The following is a 25,940-nucleotide window of genomic DNA, read 5'->3' on the forward strand; positions in this document are numbered from 1 at the left end:
GGCACCTGCAGCGCCAGGCCGGTGCCGCGCAGACGGAATTGGCGTTGCTGGAAGAGCGCCTGGCCATGGCCCATATGGCTCATGATGGCCTGAACGCCCAGCTCGACGCCTGCCGTGATGAAATCAGCGACCTGAGCCAGGCCAATGCCGTAAGGCAAGCAGAACTTGCTGCTGCCCGCCGCGAGGTCGAGTTGCTGCAAATCGAGCGCGACAACGCCCGGGACGCGGCTCACGCCTGGAACCTGGAACGTGCCGGCAAGGAAGCGGAATTGCGTCGTCTGGACGCCCAGGCGGCGTCCCTGCAGGCCGAGTTGCGCGAGCAACAGGAAAGCCATCAGCAGCGCTTGGACGACCTGCAAGGCTCGCGAGACGAACTGCGTGCGCAATTCGCGGAGCTGGCAGGGAAAATCTTCGACGAACGTGAGCAGCGCTTCGCCGAAACCAGTCATCAGCGCTTGGGGCAGTTGCTCGATCCGCTGAAAGAGCGCATCCAGTCCTTCGAGAAACGCGTTGAAGAAAGCTATCAGGCCGAGGCACGGGAGCGGTTTTCCCTGGGCAAGGAGCTGGAGCGTCTGCAGCAATTGAACCTGCGCCTGAGCGAGGAAGCCACCAACCTCACCCGAGCGCTCAAGGGCCAGAAGACCCAGGGGAACTGGGGCGAGTTGATCCTGGAGCGGGTGCTCGAACACGCGGGTCTGGAGAAAGGCCGTGAATACCAGACGCAGGTCAGCCTGAAGGGGCCGGACGGCGAACGATTCCAGCCTGATGTACTGATTTATCTGCCTGGCGACAAACAGGTGGTGGTCGATTCCAAGGTCAGTCTCACGGCTTATCAACAGTATGTGGGCGCCGACGACGATGCCATTGCCCTGCATGCGCTCAAGCAACACGTTGCGTCATTGCGGGCCCACGTCAAGGGCTTGGCCGGCAAGGATTACAAGCGGCTGGACGGTTTGCACAGCCTGGATTTCGTCCTGCTGTTCGTGCCGATCGAAGCCGCATTTTCTGCTGCCTTGCAAGCCGAGCCGAACCTGTTCCAGGAAGCGTTCGACCGCAACATCGTGATCGTCAGTCCCACCACGCTGCTGGCGACGTTGCGGGTGATCGACAGTCTTTGGAAGCAGGAGCGCCAGAGTCAGAACGCCAGGGAAATCGCCGAGCGGGCAGGGTGGCTGTACGACAAGTTCGTACTGTTCATCCAGGATCTGGACGAAATCGGAAGCCGCTTGCAGCAGCTGGACAAGGCCTACAGTGCGGCGCGCAATAAACTGACGGAAGGGCGTGGCAACCTGATCAGTCGTAGCGAACAGCTCAAACTGCTCGGCGCCAGGGCCAGCAAGAGCCTGCCCACTGAACTGCTCGAACGGGCGATGGCCGATGGGGATGGGTTGCGTGAGTTGTCGGAAGAAACCGCAAAAGCCCAGGATTGATCAAACCCTTGGGCTCGCCACAGGCTCGGTGTCCGGCCGGAAACCCCTGCGCCTACAACGGCAAATGCCGACTCAACAAGGCCCTCAGCGCCGCCGGCTTCACCGGTTTGGCCAGGTAATCGAGGCCCGCGGCGTGCACCTGGGCCACGGTTTCCGGCCGACCATCGGCACTGATCACCACTCCAGGCACCGGTTCCCCCATGCGTGTACGCAGCCAGGCCATCAACTCAGTACCGGTTTCGCCATCGTCCAGATGGAAATCCACCAGGGCCAGTTGTGGCCGCCCGCCCTGGGCCAGCCAGCGCTCGCATTCATCACGGTTACGCGCTGTCCGGACCTGACAACCCCAGCGCGTCAGCAGGCTGTTCATGCCGATCAGGATGCTGTCTTCGTTATCGACACACAGCACCTGGGCTCCGTTTGCCAAGAGGCCGTTGGGTTCGACGACGGTGCTGGGCGCGGCGGTCTGCGTGCGGGCCAACGGTACGCTGACACTGAACACGCTGCCGCGTCCCGGCCAGGAGCGCACGCGCAACGTATGACCCAGTACCCGGCATAGCCCGTCTGCAATCGCCAGGCCCAGGCCGAGGCCTTTTTCGGCCCGGGTCTGATGGCTGTCCAATCGTTTGAATTCTTCGAAGATGACTTGTTGCTTGTCTTCGGCGATGCCGGGGCCGCGATCCCAGACCTCCAGGCACAATTCGCCATTACGCCGACGCGCCCCCAGCAGCACCGGCCCCTTGGCATAGCGGAAGGCGTTGGTCAGGAAGTTCTGCAGGACGCGACGCAGCAATTTGATGTCGCTGTCGACCCGCAGACGAGAACCGCGTACCCGGAACTTCAGGCCCTGTTCCCGGGCCAGTACCGTGAATTCGGCACCGAGGATATCGAACAGCTCGTTCAGTGCGAACGGCTGGCGGTCGGGATTGATCTTGCCGTTTTCCAGGCGGGAAATGTCCAGCAGGTCGGTGATCAGGTCTTCGGCCGAGCGCAGTGAGCTGTCGAGGTGCTGTACGAGTTGCCGGGCTTCGCTCGGCAGGCTTTCGTGCTGATGGGACAGGGCGGCGGAAAACAGGCGAGCGGCGTTGAGGGGTTGCATCAAGTCATGACTGACGGCGGCCAGGAAGCGGGTCTTGGACTGATAGGCCGCTTCGGCCGTACTCTTGGCTTCGGTCAGGGCCAGGTTCAGTTGAGACAATTCCCGGGTCCGTTCGGCCACACGTTGTTCCAGTCCTTCGTTGGCCGCGGTCAGGGCGTGCTCGGCTTCGCGGAAGGCGGTGATGTCAGTGAAACTCATGACGAAACCGCCGCCGGGCATCGGGTTGCCGATCAGCTCGATCACCCGACCGTTGGGGAACAAGCGTTCGGATGTGTGGGCCCGGCCCTGGCGCATCCAGTGCAGTCTTCGGGCGACGTGGACCTCTGCCTCGCCCGGTCCGCAGAGACCGCGTTCAGCGTTATAGCGGATGATGTCAGCAATCGGCCGGCCGACACTGATCAAGCCGTCCGGATAGTTGAACAGTTCCAGGTAGCGGCGATTCCAGGCCACCAGCCTCAGGGACTGGTCCACCACGCTGATGCCCTGGGTGATGTTCTCGATGGCGCCTTGCAGAAGGGCTCGGTTGAATTGCAGCACCTCCGACGCTTCGTCCGCGATGCGCACGACATCTTCGAGTTGCATCTCCCGGCCTTCGATCGCGGCCTTTACCACGGCCCGGGTGGACGAAGCCCCCAGTACACCCGCCAGCAGGCGTTCGGTGTGGGCGATCCATTCGCTGTCGGCATTCTGGTTCGGGTTGAATCCCTTGCCCTGGCGATAAGCAAAGCGGATGAAGCTCTGGCGCGCCCGCTCCTCGCCGACGAAGCGGGCCGCCAGTTGCAGCAGGTCTTCGATCTGCACCGCCAGCATCGAACGGGCGTTGGGTCGAGCGCTGATCTCTTGGCCGATGAACCGTCCGGCCTGCCAGTGCTCCGACACCCGCGTGCGTGACAATACGGAAACCCAGGCGAACAGACTGAAGTTGCCCGCCAGGGACAGCACAACGCCTTGAGTCAGTGGGCTGATGGGCAGGCTCAGCGGATTGCCATGCAGCCAGGCCAGCCCAGGAAAGCTGTTCAGCGACCAGCCCAGGCTATGGGCCGCAATCGGTAACACCAACGTGTAGAACCACAGGAAGATCCCAGCGGCGAGGCCGGCGAACACCCCGCGGCGGTTGGCCTGCTTCCAATACAACGCCCCCAGCATGGCGGGCGCCAGCTGAGTCACGGCGGCGAAGGCGATCTGGCCGATGGTCGCCAGGCTTGCTGTCGAGCCCAGCAACCGGTAGCTGACATAGGCCAGCAACAGGATTACCACGATGCTGACCCGGCGAACCGAGAGCATCCACTGGCGGAATACTTCGAACGGCCGTTCGGCATTGTTGTGCCGTAGCAGCCAGGGCAGCAGCATGTCGTTGGACACCATGGTGGAGAGCGCGACACTTGCCACGATCACCATGCCGGTGGCGGCCGAGGCGCCGCCGATGAACGCCAGCACTGCCAGCGACGGATGGGCCTGGGCCAGGGGCAGGCTGATGACGAACGAATCCGGCAATACCGAGCTGGGCAGCATCATTTGCCCGGCGAGAGCGATGGGCACCACGAACAGGGCGGCCAGGGCCAGGTAGGCGGGGAATACCCATTTGGCCAGACGCAGGTCCTGGGGTTCGATGTTCTCGACCACGGTCACGTGGAATTGCCGTGGCAAACAGATGATCGCCATCATCGCCACGCCGGTCTGCACCACCATGGACGGCCAGTTGATGGTTTCCTTCCAGTACTCCTCCAGCCGCGGCGCGAGCATCGCCTGGCTGAACAGGTCGTCGAAGCCGTCGTAAAGGCCAAACGTCACGAAAGCGCCCACCGCGAGGAAGGCGAGCAGCTTGACCAGGGATTCGAACGCAATCGCCAGCACCATGCCGCGGTGGTGCTCGGTGGCGTCCAGGTTGCGGGTCCCGAACACGATGGTGAACAACGCCAGGATCAGCGAGACGATCAATGCGGTGTCCTGGGCGCGGGTGCCCATGGCGTCGGCGCCGGCGCCGATCAGCAGGTTCACCCCCAGCACGATGCCCTTGAGCTGCAAGGCAATGTAGGGCAGCACGCCGACCAGGCAGATCAGGGCGATCACGATGGCCAGGGATTGGGATTTGCCGTAGCGGGCGGCGATGAAGTCGGCGATGGAGGTAATGTTCTCCTGCTTGCTGATCATCACCATCTTCTGCAAGACCCAGGGCGCCAGCACCAGCAACAGAATCGGCCCGAGATAGATCGGCAGGAACGACCAGAGCTGCTCGGCGGCCTGGCCCACCGCGCCAAAGAAGGTCCAACTGGTGCAGTAAACCGCCAGCGACAGGCTGTAGACCCAGGCCCGGACCCGGGGGGGCAACGGCGTACTGCGCCGGTCGCCGTAGAAGGCGATGGCGAACATGATGGCCATATAGGCCAGGGCAACAACGGCAATCAGCCCGCTGGACAGCGACATGGAAACTCCCGAACGAAGAACACCGGGACCTGGGCCCGGCAGGACAGTCTCGCATGCCCGCTCGGGTTCGTCAGTGTCGACCAAGGTCGGGGCACTGTCAGTTCCTACAGTTGTTGAGCAAAAAAAGCTGTGTTCTATTCACTTCAAGGTAGTGGGGGTCTTTCTTCGGAGAACTTTCAATGGCACCGGATCGTCGCTCGTCTTCAGCCTCCCGGACCCAGTGGGCGACTACCCTGATGTCGCAATTGAATCCCGGCGAAAGCGAAACAGTTGATGCCATTGTCGCGCAGGCCGGTTCTATTCTGGAGCTTGCGCGAGAACATCCTGAGCGATGGGTTGAGCAGGGCTTGCGCATCGGGCCGGCGCGGGAACTGCACGAGCGTGCAGTGAGCGCGGCGATATGGATGACGCGCCAGTATCGCGAGCGCGAGCTTCGAGGGGCGGATCGCCAGAGCTACGATGTGCGCCGCGGTTTTGCCTCGCTGACGGATGGGCCTCGTTATGACCTGGAGTTCGACGAAGACTGGTCGAACATGGCACGCCCGAATGCCATTGAGGCGAGAACGTCTCCCGTGGCCTATCTCGTCAGCCTTTACAAAAAGGCACTTGCCCTGGAGAGCGCCGGCGACGAGGAGTACCGTTTTCGTTTGGAGGCTCGTCGGCCGGATATCGCCACTCAGCTCATTGATTCGGCGGCGATGACCCAGGAATGTACGGTGTTATCGCTGTCGATGAACATTCTGGAAGCGTCGCTTCTCAACGCTGCGCGGATATCGGATCCCGATACTGTCGAGGCGGACAGGGTCCTTGCGAGCGCGCGTTATCCGCTGACCATGCCGTACGAGCATTGGGTTGAGCAGCTTGGCGTGATCTTGTCGCTTTTTGACTCGTCCGTTTCAGTTTTTGGTGAACTGGCGCGCGCAACTGACCCCGAGTTTCATTATTTTGCCTTTTCGGGCATGCAGACCGATCGCGGCGACGATACGTTCCTTCTGAGCTTGCCAGTCGGCCCGGCGCGCCGGGAACTTCTCTTGGAAGCGCTTTTCAACGGCGCCCGGCCAGGAAACGAAGAGGAGCTGGCGAACTTTTACTGGACGACCTATCGGGTCTATGCCAGGGCGGCTTTAGAGGACAGCGCGGAATTCTGTACGCGCACCGGGATAACGCGGGACGCGCTTCCCGGGTTGTTTGCCGTCAGGGAAGACGCACCGGTTTTGTCCAGATATGCCTCTGCGGCGGCGGTTTCCCTTCAAGAGCCCGGTCCCCATGAGTTTGGCGCGGTTTACATCAATGGGGCGCAGCACCCCGCTATTGACCTGCTGGCAATGCATGACCCGCACACCTTTCGACAGGTCAGGGACACGGAAGCCGTCCCGGTCGATCCACCCGTCCAGCTTGTCAATCTGACGGATGAACGTGCGGACCGGATCCATCGGCTTATCCGGCTCAGTCGATGGCTTGGGACCTCTTTTAGAGAGATGGATCAGCTGATTGTCGCCGCCCATCACGCCGAGAAAAAAAATGGAGCGCCACAAATCACGCGCAATACGCTGAAAGCCCTTGGGGTTTTCTGTGAAATGCGGCAGCGCTATGCGGTGACCGCGGAGGATTTTGCCGCCTGGCTCGATAAGGTATCGATTTTTGGCGCTGGAGAGACGGTTGCCCAATATGACCGCATTTTTGTCAAGCATGGGCTTTTGGGGGAGCCCCTGGTCCTGGACAATTCGCCATTCAGCGCACGGATCGAAGACAACACGGATGAACACGGGCGGGAAACCGTCCAGGCGATTTGTGCGAGCCTTGGCCTGGATACGTCCGAGTTCACCTACATGGCGCGTGTTGTCGCCAATAGCTATGACCCGCCGGAACTCAGACGCAACCTGGAGATTTTGTCTTCCTTCTATCGCATTGTCAGTATCGCCCGCTACTTGGAAGTTCCGCCGACGGTGCTGATCGGGCTTGTGCAGACGCTTGGTCAATCGGGGCCGGTCTTGAAGCAGATTGCTGGCGTCCCTTCGGTGGACGCGCTACCCACGCTGGGGGCAACGGACTTTTCCGCGGCGTTGATGGCGGTTGTCGATTGCGTGCGCTGGTGCCGGGAAAAAGGCATCGATCTGGCGTGGTTTGTGCGGGCCATGCGCTCAAACACGACCGTTCCCGTGGCCAGTGACAGTGAACGGCAATTGGTCGCCAGTTTACATACCATGCTGGGGAGTCTTCGCATCACCCATGAAGTCCTGGAGCAAGCCGGTGTTCCTCCAGCGTTGAATACCGTGGCGACAGCCGTCGGCATTGATTGGGTTGCACTGCTGACGGACGTTATCGATGCCCAGGGCATTGTACTTGACGGCGTCTCGGGCTCGGACACGGATTACGCGGTGAGCGTTCGCAACATCGTTGCCGATGTGGTGGAGAGGATCGCCCAAGGGGATTCAATCCACGTGGACGACCAGGGTGAGGCGGACACGCTTAAAAATACGGTGGTGGAATCCGTGACTGCAGTCATTCTCCGGATGCGGGCTTCGCAGCGGGCCCTGGTCGAAGAGCATCTGGCCACCTACCTGGCTATTTCGTCCGACCTTGTCCTGCCTCTCATCGAGTGGGCTGATCAGAGCGTCTACGATATTTTGCGTTGGGTGTGGGAGACAGAGGGCGTGGTGACCCCCGCTGAGTCGTTGCGCTCGATGGCCCTGCAGTTCTTGAGCCCCTCCGATCCGGTTGCGCGGCATTTTCGAGCCGCGGCCGGGCATCCGGTCGCGTTCCTCGTGGACGAGGACGACTTTGAAGATTGGAGCAATGTCGACATCATGCTCCAGAAGTTGGGGAGCTTGCATCGCCTGGCCGATGTGGTTCGTCAGTTCGAGTTGGATGGCGAAATGCTGAGCCGCCATGCGGCCAGCAAGCGGCAATTGGAAGGTCGGCCCGACGCCCCCGATTCATTCGGATTTGCGCCAGGCCTGGATGCAACCGGCGCGATTGCGCTGACCACGCTGTATCACCTGCAAACCTATCGCGATGTCACGTCGCGGATGCAAGCTTCACCATCGGCATTGATGGACTACTTGTCCCTGGTCAACGATCCCCAGGCCTTCGATCCTGATCTTATCGCCGAGAGCGAGGATTATGCCCGCCTGATGCAGGATGCGGCCGCTGTCAAGGTCGCGGAGATGTTGGGCGTCAGCGCGCGCGAAGTGCTGGAGGCCGCACGTTTTATTGCACCGACGGGGGTGATTACCCAGCTGAGCCAATTCAATGGCTTTATCCGAATGCTGGAAATGGCCCGTACGAGCCAACTCAGCATTCTAGCCTTGCATGAACTGGGCGGATTGCCGGTGTCCGCCAATACGGAAGACTATCGCAGCGCCGTGCAATACGCCCTCGGCAGTCTCTACGCCGGTCGGTTGCAACAGGGCGGTTCCGGCAGTGTTCCCGAGGTCGGCCAGGCGGCAACGAGCGAGGCTTCCGTCGACCAGACGCGCCTGGTGGCCAACGCGCTGAGCTTGGCCCCGGAAAAGGCGCAGGCGGTGTATCGCCTGCTGGTGCGGGATTTGAGTGGAAAACCGCTGGTCAATATCCGCGTACGTTGGTCGCTGGCAGGCCCCGGGACCTTGGATACGGATATCTCGCACACGGATGCGGACGGGGTGGTCGAGGTCATCCTGACATCAAGCGCCGAGATGGGCATTGCAACGGTTTTTGCAACCATCGGGCTCGATCAGCGCATTGCCATGCCCACGGTGACCATTGACTGCGACGAAGAAACGCTGGGCCTGCGTCAGCCGAAACCGGATGAGGACATTGCGCCTAAATTGGCCGGTCGTCGTGAGTCTTTTGAATTGTCCGTCGTCTTGCGGGACGGTTATGGGAACTGGGGGCGCAGCAGGCGTGTGCGCTGGAGCGTGATCGAGGGGCCAGGCCAGTTCAAGAAGGACACGACGGTTGCCGATGAAAACGGGGTCGCCCGTGCTCAGTTGTTCAGTAACGAGGAGGGGATGACGAAGGTCCGGGCAAGCCTTGGCGAAGGTCTGGAGCTTGAAGGGTTTGCGGCGTTTCGCTTCATCGATGCGCCCTTTATCGATAACAGCAGCTACAGGCTGCGCTTCAAGGGCCCGAATGTACTGGGGCTGGACGTCACAATCGCTTGCCGCGTTCTCTCACTGAGCGGTACGGGCAAGCCAGGAGAACAAATCGACTGGAGCGTGCAATTCGCTGATGAGTCGAACTATGAACCGGGCGAGCCGGTTGCTTCTGATGTTGACGGATACGCGGTTCTCGAGTTGCCTTCCTCCGTGCTGAAGGAAGGCGCCATGACGGTCCGCGCGACTCTGTTGCCTTCACAGGCAGGGGATGAGAGAGCAGAGTTTTTCGAACAGGTCATGATCATTCTGCCCGTGCCGAGGCTCGTCGCGGCGTCACCGGCCAACGTGTCGGCGATTGCGTTGGCCGGTGAGGTGGTGCATGTGCGGGTACGGGTGGAAGCCGAGGTGGGGGCAGACTCCGCTGCGGTGTTTCAGGGGGTTGGTGAGTACCCCGTGCAATGGGGCATGGACGGCGGCGGGAGCGGGAAAGAGACGCGGACCGATGCCGAAGGCATGACGGCTTTTGCCGTGCCGATTGATCGGGCTGGAGAATATACCCTGTCGGCCACACTGGATGCCCCCTCGGGGCAGGCAGTGACCTTCACGGTGAATGTCCTGGCAGAGCCGGATTGGCGGTTCTTCTTGGCGCCGCTCGGGCAGGCGGCGAGCGAGGATGAGCAGGACTCGCTGACATTCATCGTCGGCAAGAAATACACATTGATCCTTGAGGACAAGTCCGATTCCAGTGATACGACGGGACGCGAGATTGCCCTGACCTGGAGTGGCGTCAACCCGGTCGGCCAAGGGCTGGTGGCCAATCCGAGTTTCTTGCAGATGCGTCGACTTCCCGAGGGCGGACGCTTGAGCTGGCAGATCGAGTGCAGGCAACTGCCGGATCCCAGGGCGGTATTTTCGATTGGCGCGACACTGCAAGGCACCCGGTACAGCCAGATCCTGCGAACGAAAATCCAATCGGAGGAGCCATCGTCCCGACGACCGCGACGTTGAGCCTCCCTGTCACTGCAACCGTTTTTTACGTATTTCAGACGCACATCGATTCCTGCGCGCCGATGTCGGGGCCGCATAAAGGAATCTGCCATCAGGAATGAACTTCCAAGAGGCGTGGTCATGACCGATCTTACGACGAAACTCGAAGTCTTGAGCAAGCAGCGCCAAGAAGCGCTTCTTGAATGTTATTTGGGCGCCGTGGCGGCCCGGGACGGCGATACGAACGTGCTGGCAAGTGTCGCTGATCTCGATGCGTATCACCTGTTCGATCACCATGTCGGCACGGCGCCGAAAACATCCGCCGTGGGCGAGATGATCGCCAGCTTGCAGCGCTATATCCACGGCATCTACTCCGGTGACGAGCCAGGTTTCGGGCAGGATTTCGATGATCGGGAAGTCGAGACCTGGCGCCAATGGGAAAGCCGTTATGCGATCTGGGCTGGCGTGGAGAAACTGCAAAGTTATCCGGAAAACTATATCGATCCAGAACTACGTATTGTCAAAACACAGTTTTATGAACAACTGGAAGGGGATCTTGCGCAAGGGCGCCTCAATACTGAGCGTGCACAATCCTCCGTCCTCTCTTATCTCGAAAAATTCGAAGATGTGGCCGATATCGATGTACTCAACGGTTATATCGATGGGCCTTTTGTTCTGTCCGATTCAACTGTTTATCAGGCTGACTATTATCTTCTCGGGCGCAAACGCGCCGATAACAAATATTATTGGCGCAAGGTTGCCATCGTACTCGGCGAGGGGCAAACGCGCGTTCCCCCCAGTGCCTGGAGTGAATGGGAACCCATCGAGGCAGGGATTGGCGATGCAACGAATGTTCGCCTGACCTTCTTTGGCAACCGGCTTTATGTGTTCTGGGTGAGCAGGTCGTCCCTCAATGAGATCGGCGGGAGTGAGGGACTTAACTGGGACATATTCGATATTCGCTTCTCCTATCGCAGTTTGGGGGGCACATGGTCTCCGCCCTTTACCGTTGACACGGTCATGCTCGAGCGCAACAGCGTCGCCTCCGGCAAGCGCTATCGGCGCGCACGCGCCGAAGATGGACGCAATCGTCTTCTGGCGATCGTTAGCGATAGCGGAATTACCAAAGAAGCGAAGCAGATGGTACTCGGCGTCATCCTGTCGACCTTCGATGGCGAAAGCACAACGTGCTATTACGCGTGGGATGAGTTACTGAACCGTGTCGATCTCGCAGAGGGGGAACAGCAACACATTCGTGATCTGCTCGAAACCTATAATGATCGATCTTATCTACAAAGGCGCATGCCGCTGCTGGGCGAAACGACTGACTACAAAGGCTGGGCCGTCGCCTCCATTCGGCCAAAGGACTCCGCAGATCAGCCAGAATACACGCGCTATTTGGAACTTAGGGCAAGTAATCTGTGGCATTCCCTCTTCGTCACCGTGAGTAGCACCATTCCTGCTTATGAGCTATGGCTGGGGACTGCTTCCGTGCGTGTTAATCCGGCTACTTCGGCGGCGCTTTATTTTTTTAATATTGAATTTATCCCCCTTCGTTTTACAAACGTTGAAAGCGGCACAACCGGTTATGCCGTGGTCATTAGTTTTAAAGGGGGAATCTATAAGCCCAATTCATGCCGATTAGATTTTTTGAAAGACGACGGGGGGATTGGAGAAACGCTTGATGTATCTCTGGATGAATCCGCGATATTTCGACAGTTTATTCCGGCATTTGATGCGGCTGGACGTTATAAAGATACATTTCGATATATAGCGCGACTGTCAGATACCGAATGGAAAACGCATGGTACTTGGCTGAGGGTTACGGTCGATGGACAGTCTACGTTTGTAATAAATCCCACCGTTTCGCATCGTTCAGTTGTTCCGGCTCCCTTTGTGCTGCCCATTTGGGTTGGGGCAGAAAAGGCGCCTATCGGTAATTTGCCGCTGTTCCGATTCAACGGCGGTGCGGGGCTCTTCAAAACGGTCCCCCTGACGGGAAACCCCCAAATTGTTGCCGTCGGGTTGGGGGAGTATTCAGGCGATACTTGGAGCAAGGGCTATCAGGAGTTCGAGGTTCTGTTGACGGCGCCGCGGGTCGACGGGCCGAAGATCGTCCCTGGCCCCGAGAATGCTCAGGGCCAGGCCGGTCAGTTTCTCGATTTTGGCAGGGAGTTCGAGGCGACGCGAGCCGTCGAGGCCATCCGCCTGAACACGACATTCGGTCGCGAACTGGTGGAGCGGGCGGCGCTCTCCATCGAAAATTTGCTCTCCTGGGACAGTCAGCACACCGAAGAACCGCCGCGTCCAGGGTCGAACAAGCCGGAATTTCTCGATTTCCATGGGGCGAACGGGCGCTACTTCTGGGAAATATTCTTCCATCTTCCGCATCTGATCGCGGTACGGTTGCGCCGCGAAATGAGCTACGAGGATGCGTTGGGGTGGTTGCACTATCTCTTCGACCCGTCTGCCAGGATCAATCCGGGACGGGTAGAAACCACCGCCTATTGGCGCTCGCGCCCGTTGCTGATGGAGGGCGATCCAAGCTTCGAAGTGGCCTCTCCCGCCGACCCGGATGCCATCGCCTACAGCAACCCGGTCCACTACCGTAAACGGATCTTTCGCGATTATGTCGAAACCCTGATCGAATGGGGGGATTGGCTCTATAGACAACTGACCCGCGATAGCCTGACCGAAGCCAAAATGCTCTACCTAAGGGCCGCGCGCATGATGGGGCCGGCCCCTGACATGCGCGGGGCCTCCAACTGGACGCCAAAGACACTCAGTGAACTGGAAGGCGCTCGAAACCTCGAGTGTTTCGATGCGCTCGCCCCGTTGCTATCGGTCGATACGCTGATCAATCTGCCGTTGACATCCGGCCATGCACCGTTGGCGCCGCTGCTGGACCACCCGGATTTTCGGCCTGAAATCAACCGGGACCTGCTGGATGTCTGGGAGACTTTGGAAGCACGCCTGCACAACCTGCGCCACTATCTGACCCTCGACGGCAAGCCCATCGACCTGCCGCTTTATGACACGCCCATCAACCCCAAGGACCTGATGCGGGCCCAGGCAGGTGGTGGCGGCCTCAACCTGCGGGACATCCTGACACCGCCGATCGTTCCGCCTTATCGCTTCATGGCCATCCTGCCCCGTGCGCAACAAGCGGTGCAGACCCTTTGCAGGTTTGGTGATCAGCTCCGGCAATACATCGAACAGGCGGATCGTTGCGAGCAGGAAACTCTGCAACAAGAACATCTTATCGAGATGGGGGACTTCAGCCGTGAGTTGCAGGTCGAGCTGATGCGTCATAGCGAAGCGACATGGGACGCCCTCGAGTCCACCCAGCAAGCGATCGCCGAGCGGGAAACCTATTACGACGGATTGATCCAGAAGGATCTCAACAAGTATGAAATCGAGGCGGTCGAAAATCTGAAACGCGCTAAAACAGGTGCAATAACGGGAGGGTCCTTTACCACCACAGGAATCGCGGCGGATTTCTTCGCCAATGTTTTCGGATTGGCAGCTGGCGGTATGAAGTGGAGTGCTCCGTTTCATACCGTTGCGGCAGCAGCGAGTACCTACACTCAAAGTGAATCGTACTGGGCCAATCTCCGTGAGCGTTACGGTTCGCAACAACGTCTGCGTGAAGAGTGGAAGTTCCAACACAAGGCGGCTATTGCCGAGCGCGAGGCCCTGCAAGAGCAACTCAAAGCCCAGGCAATCCAGATCAAGGCCTCGGTGATCTCGCTCAATCAGCAGGTTCGCGCCATTGAACAAGCCAGGGAGATGTATACGTTTCTCACCCAGACCCGCACCTCTCGGGCCTCGCTCTATCGCTGGATGCAAAGCAAGATGGCAACGCTCTATTTCCAGACCTACGATGCGGTGACCGCCCTGTGTTTGTCCGTACAGGCCTGTTGGCAATATGAAATCGGCGATTATGAAACCCACTTTATCCTGCCCGGCGCATGGGTCGACAGCCATCACGGCTTCACGGCCGGCGAGACGCTGACGCTTGGCCTGCTGCGCATGGAGTCGGCTTTTGTCCATCGCTACGAACGGCGCCTGACGATCAGGAAAATGGTGTCACTGCGCGATTACTTCGAACCTGAGGCGTGGTCCGATAAAATTCAGACGCTTCAGAGCACTGGAAAACTGGACTTCAACCTTGATAGCCGCTTCTACGACAGCGACTACCCCGGCCATTACCTGCGTCAGATCCGGCGTGTATCGGTCACGCTCCCGGCGGTGCTCGGCCCCTATGAAATGGTCAGCATGACCCTCACGCAGATCTCCAGCAAATTGCTGATCAAACCCGATCTGGGTGGTGCTCGCCATCTCTACGATCCACGGCATGCCGATGCCGATACCACCTATGTGCGCTACAACCTGCGTTCACAGCCGCAAATCGCTGTGTCCGACGGACTCGACGATGACGGCACCGGCTCGCGTTTTGCCTTCGACGAAGACCGCTACGCGTCTTTTGAACGAACCGGCGCGATCTCCTCATGGCAGATAGCTATTCCACGGACTCGCCCTGGCATGCAAGAGGAGCTTCTGGCATCACTGACCGACATCATCATTGAAGTGGAATATACCGCTCTCGATGGCGGTAGGGATTTCGCCGAAAAGATCGAAGGGCTTTTGAATGAGGCAGGGTTTCGCCAGTAGGACGAGATATCGAGCAAGCCTCGTGAATATTGGCCCGCAGTCGCCCGGATCGATGTAGACACAACCTGTCAGGGAGTGTGGACATGAACGTGCAAAAACGGATCAAACGGAATCTGTTGGGCTCGGCGGCCGACTTGCCCACGAGCACTTGGCCTCCAGAATGGAAGAGGCGCATGGGCAGCGGTTTCAGCGGTGCCGATCTCATCTATGTGTCGAGCAACGAGACCCAGCGCCGGTATGTCTATCTGTATGGCGAAGCGGAAGCCGCGATCGAATTCGACCTGCCCATCGATCTGCGCCTGACGGCGGAGCCTGGATATCAAGTCAGGTTCCTGTATCAGCCGACGCAGCAAGCGAGCGAAAACCCCAGGGTAGTGGCGTATTTCAATGCCGGGACGCATTTCTGGACGCGGGAGTTGCAGACCAGCGCCGTGAACGCGACCACGGAGCCGCCACGAGACTGGCTGGTCTGCGATGACAAAATTGTGCTGAACGACGAAATCACGCTGCCAAAGGCTGCGTTGGCGTTTCAGTCGGGCCTGTTCGATCCTGCCGCTGCTGCCGATGCCACGAGCGAGCACGGGAGTGATCTGCCCGTCACGCAGGAGCCAGCTTGGCCGACGGGCCCAGGCGAGGTGCATTTCTCCGGCAGGGCTTTGGGGGCTGCTATCGACCCCGAGATGGCGCAAGGCGTGTCGGTGTTCGTGCATCTCAAGCCGCTGGAATTGAGCACCAATGAACCCATGCCTGAATTCAACGGGAGCAGCGCTCGCTATTGGGTGGAAAAGGATGGCCGCGTCTATATGCCGATCTGCCGGGGAGCAAGGGCGCATCATTTCACCCTGCCAGTAGTAGAGGCGTGCGGATGGGCCGGCGGTGGAATGTATGCCGGCACCAGCGTCTATGCCTCGTTTACCGACCCGAACGAGGCCGGGCAGGCTGGGTTGCAAGTGGCACCAACAGACCCTGACGCGGATGACGATGCCCAGCATGTTTCCAAAACCTGGGAAATTCGCAGCGATGCCCAGGACCTCAGCGTCAACGGCAGGACAGCCACCCTGCGCTTTGAAAGTATCTATCATGCCGAGCCTTACGAGGCATTGGCCTGCATCGTCGGGCCCTACAAGCTTGATATCACCGACCACGGACAGCCTGACTATTGGCCCAGCGTCGAGGAAGAGGAAACCATCGATCTTCATGTGAGCGTTCGTTACGCGGTTTCCGGCAATTGGGAATCCGGTGCCGCCGTTGAATGGCGCCACGAGGACGATCTTCTGGAAACGGTGCTTACCGGTGAGGAGGGTTTGGCTGTGTTTGGCTACCAGCCAACCACCGATGCCACGGTCACAGCGGTGGTCGATAGCCCTTATAAACCTGAAGCCGAGACACGAACCTTTGTTGTCAAAACCATCCCGACCCGAAAATGGGCGCAGTTCGAACTCAGCGTCAATGGAGCGGGCATTTCACCTGACGACCATTGGTGGATTCTGCCCGGTCAGTCCTATGAACTGACCCTCAAGCCGTGCGCCGGAAGCGTGCTGATCGGTCAGGATCTGGCGTTCACCGTCGATCCTGCGCAAAGGCTTCAGCTCGAACCGACGGGGAATCGCCCACTGGCCGCGAGCGGCCTCACCTGGAGCATCACGACGGCGGCGAATGTCATCGGCGACTTTGCATTACGCCTCGACTGCATTCGCTTCAAACAACCACTGACATTGAGTGGCGGTATCAACGAGCTGCCGGCTTTGACGATCGTCGAAGCACCCGGCGATCAGCTCGATCCGATGGCGGCAATGACCATGTTGACGGCGTTGGTGCCGCAATATGACGGCATGCACAGCACCGACAAGATCCGGGTCACCTGGACCGGGGCGGCCGGCAGCCCTACGCAAGGGTCACATACCACGGCACCGATTGAGGTGGGAACGATTGGGGAGAAGCCGATCCCGTTGCCGGTATCGCTGATTGCCTACAGCCTGGGTCAGTCGGTGACGGTCAACTACACCGTCACGCCTGACAGCGGCAACGAATCGCCGCCGTCGGATTTGTTCCACCTGACGGTGCAGCCTCTCACTTCCGACGATCTGCTGGAATCCAAGCCAAGGATCACGCAAGCCGCCAACAGTGGTGAGGGCCCAACATTGGACTTGAGAGTCGTGACGGGTGACTGCTCTGTGCGTATCGAGGGTTGGCCGCATATTGCGAAGGATCAGTACGTATGGCTGCGCCTGAAGGGGTTCAAGGCCGATGGTTCGGCGCACGACCGGACCATCTGGCAGCCTCCGTCGCGAGTGACGCAAGGTGAGTATGACCAAGGTTACCTGCCCGCCAACGTACCCTACAGCTATATCAAGGACCTGGGCGACAGCAGAACCCTGACGGTGGAATTCAAGGTCGCCTTCGATAAGACCACTGAGGAAACGCAGGCGGTCACCTTCCCGTTGCGCACCTACACCGTCCGTGCGCCGCTGAACCTGTCGGCTCCCCGAGTCAAACAAGCCACCGGCACCTCGCCCAGCCAGCAATTGAATCCGGTGGCAGCCAAGGATGCCCTGACCGTAGTGATCCCGGAGTACGGCGTCCTGCCTGACGATCAGGTCCGCGTGACCTGGACCGGCACCGCTGGAGGGGGCTCACACACCACGGCGGCACAAGCGCTGCCTGGCAACCGGGAGATTCCGATTCCAATTGACGTGATCGCTTATAACCTGGGCAAGTCGGTCTCGGTCACCTTCGTCGTGATCCGCAATGGCGAAACTTCTGATCCCTCCGTTGCACTCAACCTGGCGGTGCAGACCTTCACCTCCGGGGATCTACAGGCCTCCCAGCCAAGGATTACGCAAGCCGCCAATAATGGCGAAGGGCTTGAGCTGAACCTGGACGATGTGACCGATGGTGCGTCCGTGCGTATCGATGGATGGCCGCATATTGCGATTGACCAGTATGTATGGCTGCGCCTGAAGGGGTTCAAGGCCGATGGCTCGACGCACGACCGGACCATCTGGCAGCCTCCGTCGCGGGTGACGCCAGGCGAGTATGGCCAGGGTTACCTGCCCGCCAACGTGCCATACACTTATCTGAAGGACCTGGGCGACAGCAGAACCCTGACAGTAGAGTTCAAGGTCGCCTTCGATAAGACCACTGACGAAGCGCAGGCGGTCACCTTCCCGTTGCGCACCTATACCGTCCGTGCGCCGCTGAACCTGTCGGCTCCCCGAGTCAAACAAGCCACCGGCACCTCGCCCAGCCAGCAATTGAATCCGGTGGCAGCCAAGGATGCCCTGACCGTAGTGATCCCGGAGTACGGCGTCCTGCCTGACGATCAGGTCCGCGTGACCTGGACTGGCACCGCTGGGGAGGGCTCACACACCACGTCGGCACAAGCGCTGCCTGCCAACCGGGAGATTCCGATTCCAATTGGCGTGATCGCTTATAATCTGGGCAGGCCGGTGGCGGTCACCTTTGTCGTGATTCGCAATGGAGAACCCTCTGATCCCTCAGTTGCACTCAACCTGGCGGTGCAGACGATAGCGTCCAGCGATCTACAGGCCTCCAAGCCAAGGATTACGCAAGCCGCCAATAATGGCGAAGGGCTTGAGCTGGACCTGGACGACGTGACCGGTGGTGCGTCCGTGCGTATCGATGGATGGCCGCATATCGCGGTGGGCCAGTATGTATGGCTGCGGCTTAAAGGGTTTAAGGCCGATGGCTCGACGCACGACCGGATCATCTGGCAGCCTCCGTCTCGGGTGACGCCAGGCGAGTATGGCCAGGGTTACCTGCCCGCCAATGTGCCCTACGATTATCTGAGGGAACTGGGCGACGGCAAGACACTCACGGTAGAGTTCAAGGTAGCTTTCGATAAGGCCACCAATGAAGCACAGGCGCTTACTTTTCCGTTGCGTAGTTACACTATCAAACAGGAGATGGTCAAACCGACCATTGACAGCCTCAAGGATGCCAACGATAAAGAAATCCCCGGGGGCATCTTCGAACGCTTCACTGTTAGTACCCGGTTGAAACTGTCGGGCCAAGCGAACAGGGGCCGGAACGTCGCAATTGTCGATAGCAGGGAGGAAGATGCAAATATCAGGGGCCAGGCGACGGCACATCTACTAACCGGCACATGGGAATTCACTTTTACCGTCCCGGTTGGACGATACTCTTTCTGGGCCAAGGCACTCTATCCATTCGATGGCTATCCATACTCAGGTGTGCGCCATGTCGAGGTCGTGCCGCTGATCGTACCCATCCTTAAGTCTGTCAGAGGCACCGATCATCAAGATATCCCGAACGGGGGTAGCACCTCTAGCAGGGAATTGAGTTTGGCCGGTAATGCGAGTCTGGGCCAGAAAGTCGAAATATTTGACGGCAGTGGTGCCAGCGCTGTTTCCAAGGGTGAGGTTAAAGCTAATATTTATAACGGCGGTTGGACACTCCGTATAACAGTCGGCCCAGGTGACCACCGCTTCTACGCCAAGTCGCTTTATCACAGCGGCGCTCCGGTATATTCAAACGTACGCACGCTCACCGTCAGGCCGTGATGGACGATGATCAACTGGCTGTTCATGGGAGCTGCCAGATACGCAGCGTCCTATCGAGCTATCGCGAGCACGCTCGCGATAGCGGCTTTACTGACTCAACGCAATATCCACCAACCGATACAACTCCTCAACCTCCAGCGGCGCGGTCGCGAAGAGGATGCGAAACACGGTCGGCGCCACCACGATATTGATCAGCCGCTCGATACCCGGGCTTGGCGTCTCGGGATAGCGATCCAGAATGATCTGCAATTGGCTGCTGATAATCCCCACGCAATGCCCCGGTGTAGCGCAGGCCTGGATGTCGCGCATCATATTGCGACCGGGCTCGGAGCTCATTTCATCCAGGTACTGTTCGGCCCAGGCCAGCAGGTCGCCGCGCAGGCTGCCAGTATTGGCCGGCTCGCTGTCGGGGCGCATGCGGGCGATGGCGACGTCGGCCAGCAGCGCCGGCAGATCACCCCAGCGTCGGTAGATGGTGGATGGTGTCACCCCGGCGCGTGCGGCGATTTGCGGCACGGTCAGGGTGGCCCGGTCCTGTTCCTGGAGCAGGGCGCGGACGGCCGAGTGGATCGACTCTTGTACCCGGGCGCTTCTGCCGCCGGGGCGTAAACCTTCTTTAATAGCCATGTATCGGACCTTAACACAAAGAATTTGCTTTAAGCGCCTCTCGGTAGCACACTTCGCAAAAGCAAAAAATTAGCTTTTGCTGATGGCCTGTGAATAGCTTTTGTGGAGCGTGCCCATGTCTCGTCCAGCTTCGACCCGTGCCAGCCTGATTTTCCTGGCGATGACTTTGCTCGGTTTCCTCGCTGCATCCAGTGCGCCGACGCCGTTGTATCACCTCTATCAGGAGCATATGCAATTTTCTCCGGCGATCCTTACGCTGATCTTCGGGGTATATGCCTTCAGCCTGCTGGCCGCCTTGTTGACCGTGGGATCGCTGTCGGATTACCTGGGCCGCAGGCCCGTGATCTTCGTGGCGTTGTTGCTCAACATGCTGGCGATGATGCTGTTTATCAACGCCGACAGCATCGGTTGGCTGATCGGAGCACGCCTGATCCAGGGATTCGCTACAGGCATGGCCACCAGTGTGCTGGGCGCCGCGTTGCTGGACTTCGATCGTCAGCAAGGGCCGCTGATCACCAGCGTCGCGCCGTTGCTGGGCATGGCGTGTGGAGCGCTGGGCTGCGGCATGTTGGCCGAGTTCGCGCCACGGCCGTTGCAACTGACGTATTGGCTTCTGCTGGGGCTGTTCCTGGTCCAGGCGATTTATCTCTGGCGCCTCAGGGAAAGCGTCAGCCCACAACCCGGAGCCTGGCAATCCTTGCGTCCGACCTTGCACGTGCCGGTCCAGGCGCGGCGAGCCTTGTGGTTGATACTGCCATTGAATCTGGCGGCCTGGGCAGTGGGCGGCTTCTATTTGTCATTGGCGCCATCCTTGGTTCGGGCCGCCACTGGCTCGACTTCCAACCTCATCGGCGGCGCATTGGTCGCCGCCCTGACGCTCACCGGTGCACTGTCCATCTACACGCTACGCAACCAGGGCGCAGAAAATATGTTGCGTCTTGCCGCCAGCTTGTTGATAACGGGCCTTGTGCTGGTTTTGATCGCTGTACATGGGGGCAGCCTGCCTTTGTTCTTTATCGGTACGTTGGTGACCGGCAGTGGTTTTGGTGCCGGTTTCCTGGGTGCGCTGCGCAGCATCATGCCCTTGGCGCTGCCCCATGAGCGGGCCGGCTTGATGTCGGCTTTTTATGTGCTCAGCTATCTGGCGTTCAGTTTGCCCTCCTTGTTGGCGGGTAACCTGACCCGAGTGTTCGGATTGATTGCGACTACCGATGGTTATGGCGCCGTGTTGATGGCGCTGGCCGTTGGTGCGCTATGGAGCTTGTGGCGTAAATCCCGGGGACTGGCGAACGCCCCAGATAATGCATGAGCTTATCTATAAAACAGATTAACCATAGAGAAATTACCCGTTATATAGATATTCGATCTGGCTCTAGCATGGCTCCCATCTCTTCAGGGGACAGGAGTTCGCCATGACATGTTGCGCTGCAAAAAATCGCTTACGTCCATTGAGCCACTTGCACAGGCCCTTGGAAGCCATCCGTCAATTCACTCCGAATTGGTTCGCCGTGACCATGGGGACCGGCGTATTGGCCTTGGCGTTAGCGCAATGGCCCGGCAACGTGTCCGGGCTTCGCCTGTTGGGTGAAGGTCTGTGGCTGTTCAATGTTTTCCTGTTTGTATTGTTCACCGGCCTGTACGCCGCCCGTTGGGTGTTGTTCTTCGACGAGGCGCGGCGGATCTTTGGTCATTCCACGGTTTCGATGTTCTTCGGCACCATTCCCATGGGGCTGGCGACCCTCATCAATGGTCTTCTGGTGTTCGGCCTGCCACGCTGGGGGGCGAGCGTGGTGCCCTTGGCCGAGGTGTTGTGGTGGATCGACGTGGCGATGTCGCTGGCCTGCGGTGTGCTGATTCCCTTCCTGATGTTCACCCGGCAGGAACATCGGATCGACCAGATGACCGCCGTGTGGCTGTTGCCGGTGGTGGCCGCCGAAGTCGCGGCCGCCAGCGGCGGGCTGTTGGCACCGCATCTGGCCGATGCTCATGCGCAGCTGCTCATGCTGGTCACCAGCTACGTGCTCTGGGCATTTTCCCTACCGGTGGCGTTCAGCATTCTGACAATCCTGTTGTTGCGCATGGCCCTGCATAAACTGCCTCACGAAAACATGGCGGCTTCGAGCTGGTTGGCCCTTGGGCCCATCGGCACCGGCGCTCTGGGCATGTTGCTGTTGGGCGGCGATGCGCCATCGATTTTTGCCGCCAATGGCATCCCAGGCGTCGGCGAAATCGCCGCCGGGTTGGGGATGGTGGCCGGCATTACTTTGTGGGGCTTGGGCTTGTGGTGGATGTTGATGGCGTTGCTCATCACGGCCCGTTACCTGCGCGACGGCATCCCGTTCAACCTTGGCTGGTGGGGCTTTACCTTCCCGTTGGGTGTGTATGCTCTGACCACGCTGAAGCTGGCGGACCTGCTGGGTCTCAAGTTTTTCGGCGTGTTTGGCAGCGCACTGGTGGCAATGCTGGTAGCGCTGTGGCTGCTCGTCGCCCGGCGCACGGTACTGGGTGCCTGGCACGGTGAGCTGTTTGTATCACCGTGCATTGCAGGGCTGGCGAAATAATCACTAAAGAAAGGTAATGTGTGGCCTGGATCGAAAAACCTCATTCCAATAAGTGTCCACGCCACTCAGGTACATGGAAGATGAGTCACCCTTCGCAGTTCACCTTGCTTCGCACGCGGCGGTTCTTGCCGTTCTTCATTACGCAGTCCCTTGGCGCATTCAACGATAACGTGTTCAAGCAGTCGTTGATCCTCGCGATTCTTTACCGCCTCACCATCGAGGGTGACCGTTCAATCTGGGTCAACCTCTGTGCGTTGCTGTTCATCCTGCCATTCTTCCTGTTCTCGGCACTGGCGGGGCAGTTCGGGGAAAAATTCGCCAAGGATGCGTTGATACGCCTGATCAAGCTTGGCGAAATCGTGATCATGGCGGTCGGCGCGGTGGGCTTTCTGTTCGATCACTTATGGCTGATGCTGCTGGCACTGTTTGCCATGGGCACCCATTCGGCCCTGTTCGGGCCGGTGAAATATTCGATCCTGCCGCAGGCGTTGCGCGAAGATGAGCTGGTCGGTGGCAACGGCCTGGTGGAGATGGGCACCTTCCTGGCGATCCTCGCCGGCACCATTGGCGCCGGGATCATGATGTCTTCGGTTCATTACGCGCCGGTGGTGTCCACGGCGATTGTCGGTATCGCAGTGCTGGGTTACCTGGCCAGCCGCGGCATCCCACGGGCGGCGGCCGCCTCGCCGCAGATGCGCCTGAACTGGAACATCTTCAGCCAGTCCTGGGCCACGCTGAAGCTGGGGTTGGGACAAACCCCGGCGGTGTCCCGCTCCATTGTCGGCAACTCCTGGTTCTGGTTCGTCGGGGCGATTTACCTGACGCAGATTCCCGCCTATGCCAAAGAGTGGATGCATGGCGACGAAACCGTGGTGACCTTGATCCTGACGGTGTTCTCGGTGGGGATCGCGTTGGGCTCGATGCTTTGCGAGAAGTTGTCGGGACGTAAAGTCGAGATCGGCCTGGTGCCGTTCGGATCGTTCGGCCTGACGGTGTTCGGGCTGTTGCTGTGGTGGCACTCCGGTTCGATTCCCGACAGCGTCGACGGCCACGGTTGGCTCCAGGTGCTGGGTTTTGGCCACGCCTGGCTGGTGCTGATGGACATCCTCGGCCTTGGCATCTTCGGTGGTTTCTACATCGTGCCGCTGTATGCGCTGATCCAGTCGCGCACAGTCGAGAATGAACGGGCCCGGGTTATCGCGGCCAACAACATTCTCAACGCGTTGTTCATGGTAGTTTCGGCGATTGTCTCCATCGTCTTGCTGAGCCTGGCGAAACTGTCGATCCCACAGCTGTTTCTTGTGGTGTCGCTGCTGAACGTCGGTGTCAACGCCTACATCTTCAAGATCGTCCCCGAGTTCAGCATGCGCTTCATGATCTGGTTGCTGAGCCATTCCATGTATCGCGTGGAGCATCGCAATCTTGATGCGATCCCCGATGAAGGTGCAGCGCTGTTGGTCTGCAACCATGTGTCATTCGTCGATGCCTTGCTGATTGGCGGCGCGGTCCGTCGGCCGATTCGCTTCGTGATGTACTACAAGATCTACAACCTGCCGGTGCTGAACTTCATCTTCCGTACCGCCGGGACGATTCCGATTGCCGGACGCCAGGAAGATATACACATCTACGAAAAAGCCTTCACCCGGATTGCGCAGTACCTGAAGGACGGCGAGCTGGTGTGCATTTTCCCTGAAGGAAAATTGACCGCCGACGGTGAGATCAATGAGTTCAAGAGCGGACTGACGCGCATTCTCCAGGAAACCCCGGTGCCGGTGATTCCCCTGGCGCTACAGGGCTTGTGGGGCAGTTTCTTCAGTCGTGACCCGGCCAAGGGCCTGTTTCGCCGGTTCTGGTCGCGGGTAACACTGATCGCCGGGCCGCCAGTGGCAGTCGAGATGGCTGAGCCGGCCAAGCTGCAAGCGTTGGTGGGGGAGTTGCGCGGGGCGGCCAGATAAAACGATGAATTTGTGGGGGTAAGACCTTTAGAAGCAGAAAACTGTGGGAGCAAGGCTTGCCCGCGATGACATTCTTGAGATGGTCATCGCGGGCAAGCCTTGCTCCCACAGATTGTTCCTGCATTCACCTGCTCTAGAAGTCAACTTAGGCGCTGACCTTGAGCCCGATCAGCCCAGTGACGATCAACGCCACACTGACCAGCCGAACCAACGCCATCGATTCACCAAACAGAATGATCCCGGCGATCACCGTGCCCACCGCGCCGACCCCGGTCCAGACCGCATAGGCGGTTCCCAGGGGCAACTCCTTCATGGCAAGGCCCAGCAGGCCAAGGCTGATTCCCATGGCGGCAATCGTCATGGCAGTGGGTAGAGGACGGCTGAAGCCGTCGGTGTACTTCAGGCCGACAGCCCAACCCACTTCGAACAGGCCGGCAAAAAACAGAATGATCCAGGACATCACATACCCTTCATGAATGGATGGGGTCGTCCCCGGATTGACAGTCGATTCAAGCTGTGGGGTCGTCCCCGCACTGGCAGCAGAGTGCCCATGATCGGGCACTCGATCAAGCCCGTCTTAATCGGCGGTTTGCCGGGCGGTGAGGGTTTCGCCGTCCCGCTTTTCGCTCATGCGCCGGAAGTACGTCGAGAGCAGCGCTCCGGAAATGTTGTGCCAGACGCTGAACAGCGCACTGGGTACTGCCGCTAAAGGTGAAAAATGCGCACTCGCCAATGCAGCACCCAGGCCGGAGTTCTGCATGCCCACCTCCAATGCCAGGGACTTTCGCTGCGCCAGCGGCAGCTTGAACAAATGCCCGGTGAAGTAACCCAGCAAGAAGCCGAAGCCATTGTGCAGCATCACCACGGCCATGATCAGCAGGCCGGATTCGGCAATCTTCGCCTGGCTGGCGGCGACTACCGCCGTGACGATGATCACGATGCTCACCACCGACACCAGCGGCAGCACATCCACCGCCACGCGCACCTTGTCACCCAGTAGCCGTTGTGCCACCACGCCCAGCACGATCGGCAACAGCACCACTTGCAGGATCGACCAGAACAGCTCCATGAACGACACTGGCAGCCAGGCCGAGGCCAGCAGCCAGATCAACGCAGGTGTCAGCAGCGGAGCGAGGAGGGTGGTGACGGCCGCGATTGCCACCGACAACGCCAGGTCACCGCGGGCCAGCCAAGTCATGACATTCGACGAGGTGCCGCTCGGGCAGCAACCCACGAGGATGACGCCCACGGCAATTTCCGGCGGCAGATGAAACACCTGGCAAAGCAACCACGCCACGCCGGGCATGATCACGAAGTGAGCGACCACACCCAGGGCCACACGCCACGGATGACGCGCGACTTCGGCGAAGTCTTCGAGTTTGAGGGTCAGGCCCATGCCGAACATCACCAGGCCAAGCAGCGGCACGATGGCGCTTTTCAGGCCAATGAACCAGGTGGGTTGCACAAACGCCACGATGGCGAAAATCAGCACCCAGTAGGCGAAGGTATTGCCGACGAAGCGGCTCAGTGCAGCCAGTGCGCGCATGACCAGATCCTTGT

General features: G+C 59.5%; 11 protein-coding genes. 7 read left to right on the top strand and 4 right to left on the bottom strand.

All coding sequences use genetic code 11. The annotated features are described in order from the left end of the window. The first annotated feature begins 44 nt into the window (after nt 1-44). Nucleotides 45-1,430: a DNA recombination protein RmuC gene (gene rmuC, locus AD666_RS02985; RefSeq protein WP_172679587.1), complete on the top strand. Its 1,386-nt coding sequence runs from the start codon at nt 45-47 to the stop codon at nt 1,428-1,430. Between the two features lie 52 nt (nt 1,431-1,482). On the opposite strand, the gene AD666_RS02990 is transcribed toward rmuC, so the two are convergent. Further along, nucleotides 1,483-4,953 (bottom strand): PAS domain-containing hybrid sensor histidine kinase/response regulator, encoded by a 3,471-nt coding sequence (locus AD666_RS02990; RefSeq protein WP_053147390.1) that lies wholly within the window; start codon nt 4,951-4,953, stop codon nt 1,483-1,485. A 236-nt stretch (nt 4,954-5,189) separates the two neighbouring features. Here AD666_RS02990 and AD666_RS02995 point away from each other — a divergent pair, with 236 nt between their 5' ends. The 3 genes from AD666_RS02995 (at nt 5,190) to AD666_RS03005 (ending at nt 19,237) form a co-directional block, all read left to right on the top strand. After that, nucleotides 5,190-10,040, top strand: coding sequence for a Tc toxin subunit A (locus tag AD666_RS02995; protein WP_172679581.1), 4,851 nt, complete (start codon nt 5,190-5,192; stop codon nt 10,038-10,040). A 120-nt stretch (nt 10,041-10,160) separates the two neighbouring features. Next, the gene (locus AD666_RS03000) at nt 10,161-14,693 is read left to right on the top strand and encodes a neuraminidase-like domain-containing protein (protein WP_053147394.1); all 4,533 of its coding nucleotides are present in this window, start codon (nt 10,161-10,163) and stop codon (nt 14,691-14,693) included. A gap of 83 nt (nt 14,694-14,776) precedes the next feature. Continuing rightward, nucleotides 14,777-19,237 (top strand): hypothetical protein, encoded by a 4,461-nt coding sequence (locus AD666_RS03005; protein WP_156315906.1) that lies wholly within the window; start codon nt 14,777-14,779, stop codon nt 19,235-19,237. Between the two features lie 87 nt (nt 19,238-19,324). Here the strand turns inward: AD666_RS03005 and AD666_RS03010 are convergent, their stop codons facing one another. Then, entirely contained in the window at nt 19,325-19,864 is a 540-nt protein-coding gene (locus tag AD666_RS03010; protein WP_053147398.1) for a TetR/AcrR family transcriptional regulator, read from the bottom strand. A 115-nt stretch (nt 19,865-19,979) separates the two neighbouring features. On the opposite strand from AD666_RS03010, the gene AD666_RS03015 reads away from it, so the two are divergent. The 3 genes from AD666_RS03015 (at nt 19,980) to AD666_RS03025 (ending at nt 24,380) form a co-directional block, all read left to right on the top strand. Then, the gene (locus tag AD666_RS03015) at nt 19,980-21,173 is read left to right on the top strand and encodes an MFS transporter (protein ID WP_053147400.1); all 1,194 of its coding nucleotides are present in this window, start codon (nt 19,980-19,982) and stop codon (nt 21,171-21,173) included. Between the two features lie 103 nt (nt 21,174-21,276). Further along, entirely contained in the window at nt 21,277-22,425 is a 1,149-nt protein-coding gene (locus AD666_RS03020) for a TDT family transporter (protein ID WP_053147402.1), read from the top strand. An 80-nt stretch (nt 22,426-22,505) separates the two neighbouring features. Further along, entirely contained in the window at nt 22,506-24,380 is a 1,875-nt protein-coding gene (locus AD666_RS03025) for an MFS transporter (protein WP_053147404.1), read from the top strand. Between the two features lie 145 nt (nt 24,381-24,525). On the opposite strand, the gene sugE is transcribed toward AD666_RS03025, so the two are convergent. Both sugE and AD666_RS03035 read right to left on the bottom strand, forming a co-directional pair. After that, nucleotides 24,526-24,840 carry a quaternary ammonium compound efflux SMR transporter SugE gene (gene sugE / locus AD666_RS03030; RefSeq protein ID WP_053147406.1) on the bottom strand — a complete coding sequence of 105 codons (315 nt, stop codon included), beginning with the start codon at nt 24,838-24,840 and terminating at the stop codon, nt 24,526-24,528. Nucleotides 24,841-24,957: 117 nt separating this feature from the next. Next, nucleotides 24,958-25,926, bottom strand: a complete 969-nt coding sequence (locus AD666_RS03035; protein ID WP_053147407.1) for a bile acid:sodium symporter family protein — start codon at nt 25,924-25,926, stop codon at nt 24,958-24,960. Nucleotides 25,927-25,940 lie beyond the last annotated feature (14 nt).

Source organism: Pseudomonas sp. Pf153, from assembly GCF_001269775.1.
GTDB lineage: Bacteria > Pseudomonadota > Gammaproteobacteria > Pseudomonadales > Pseudomonadaceae > Aquipseudomonas > Aquipseudomonas uvaldensis.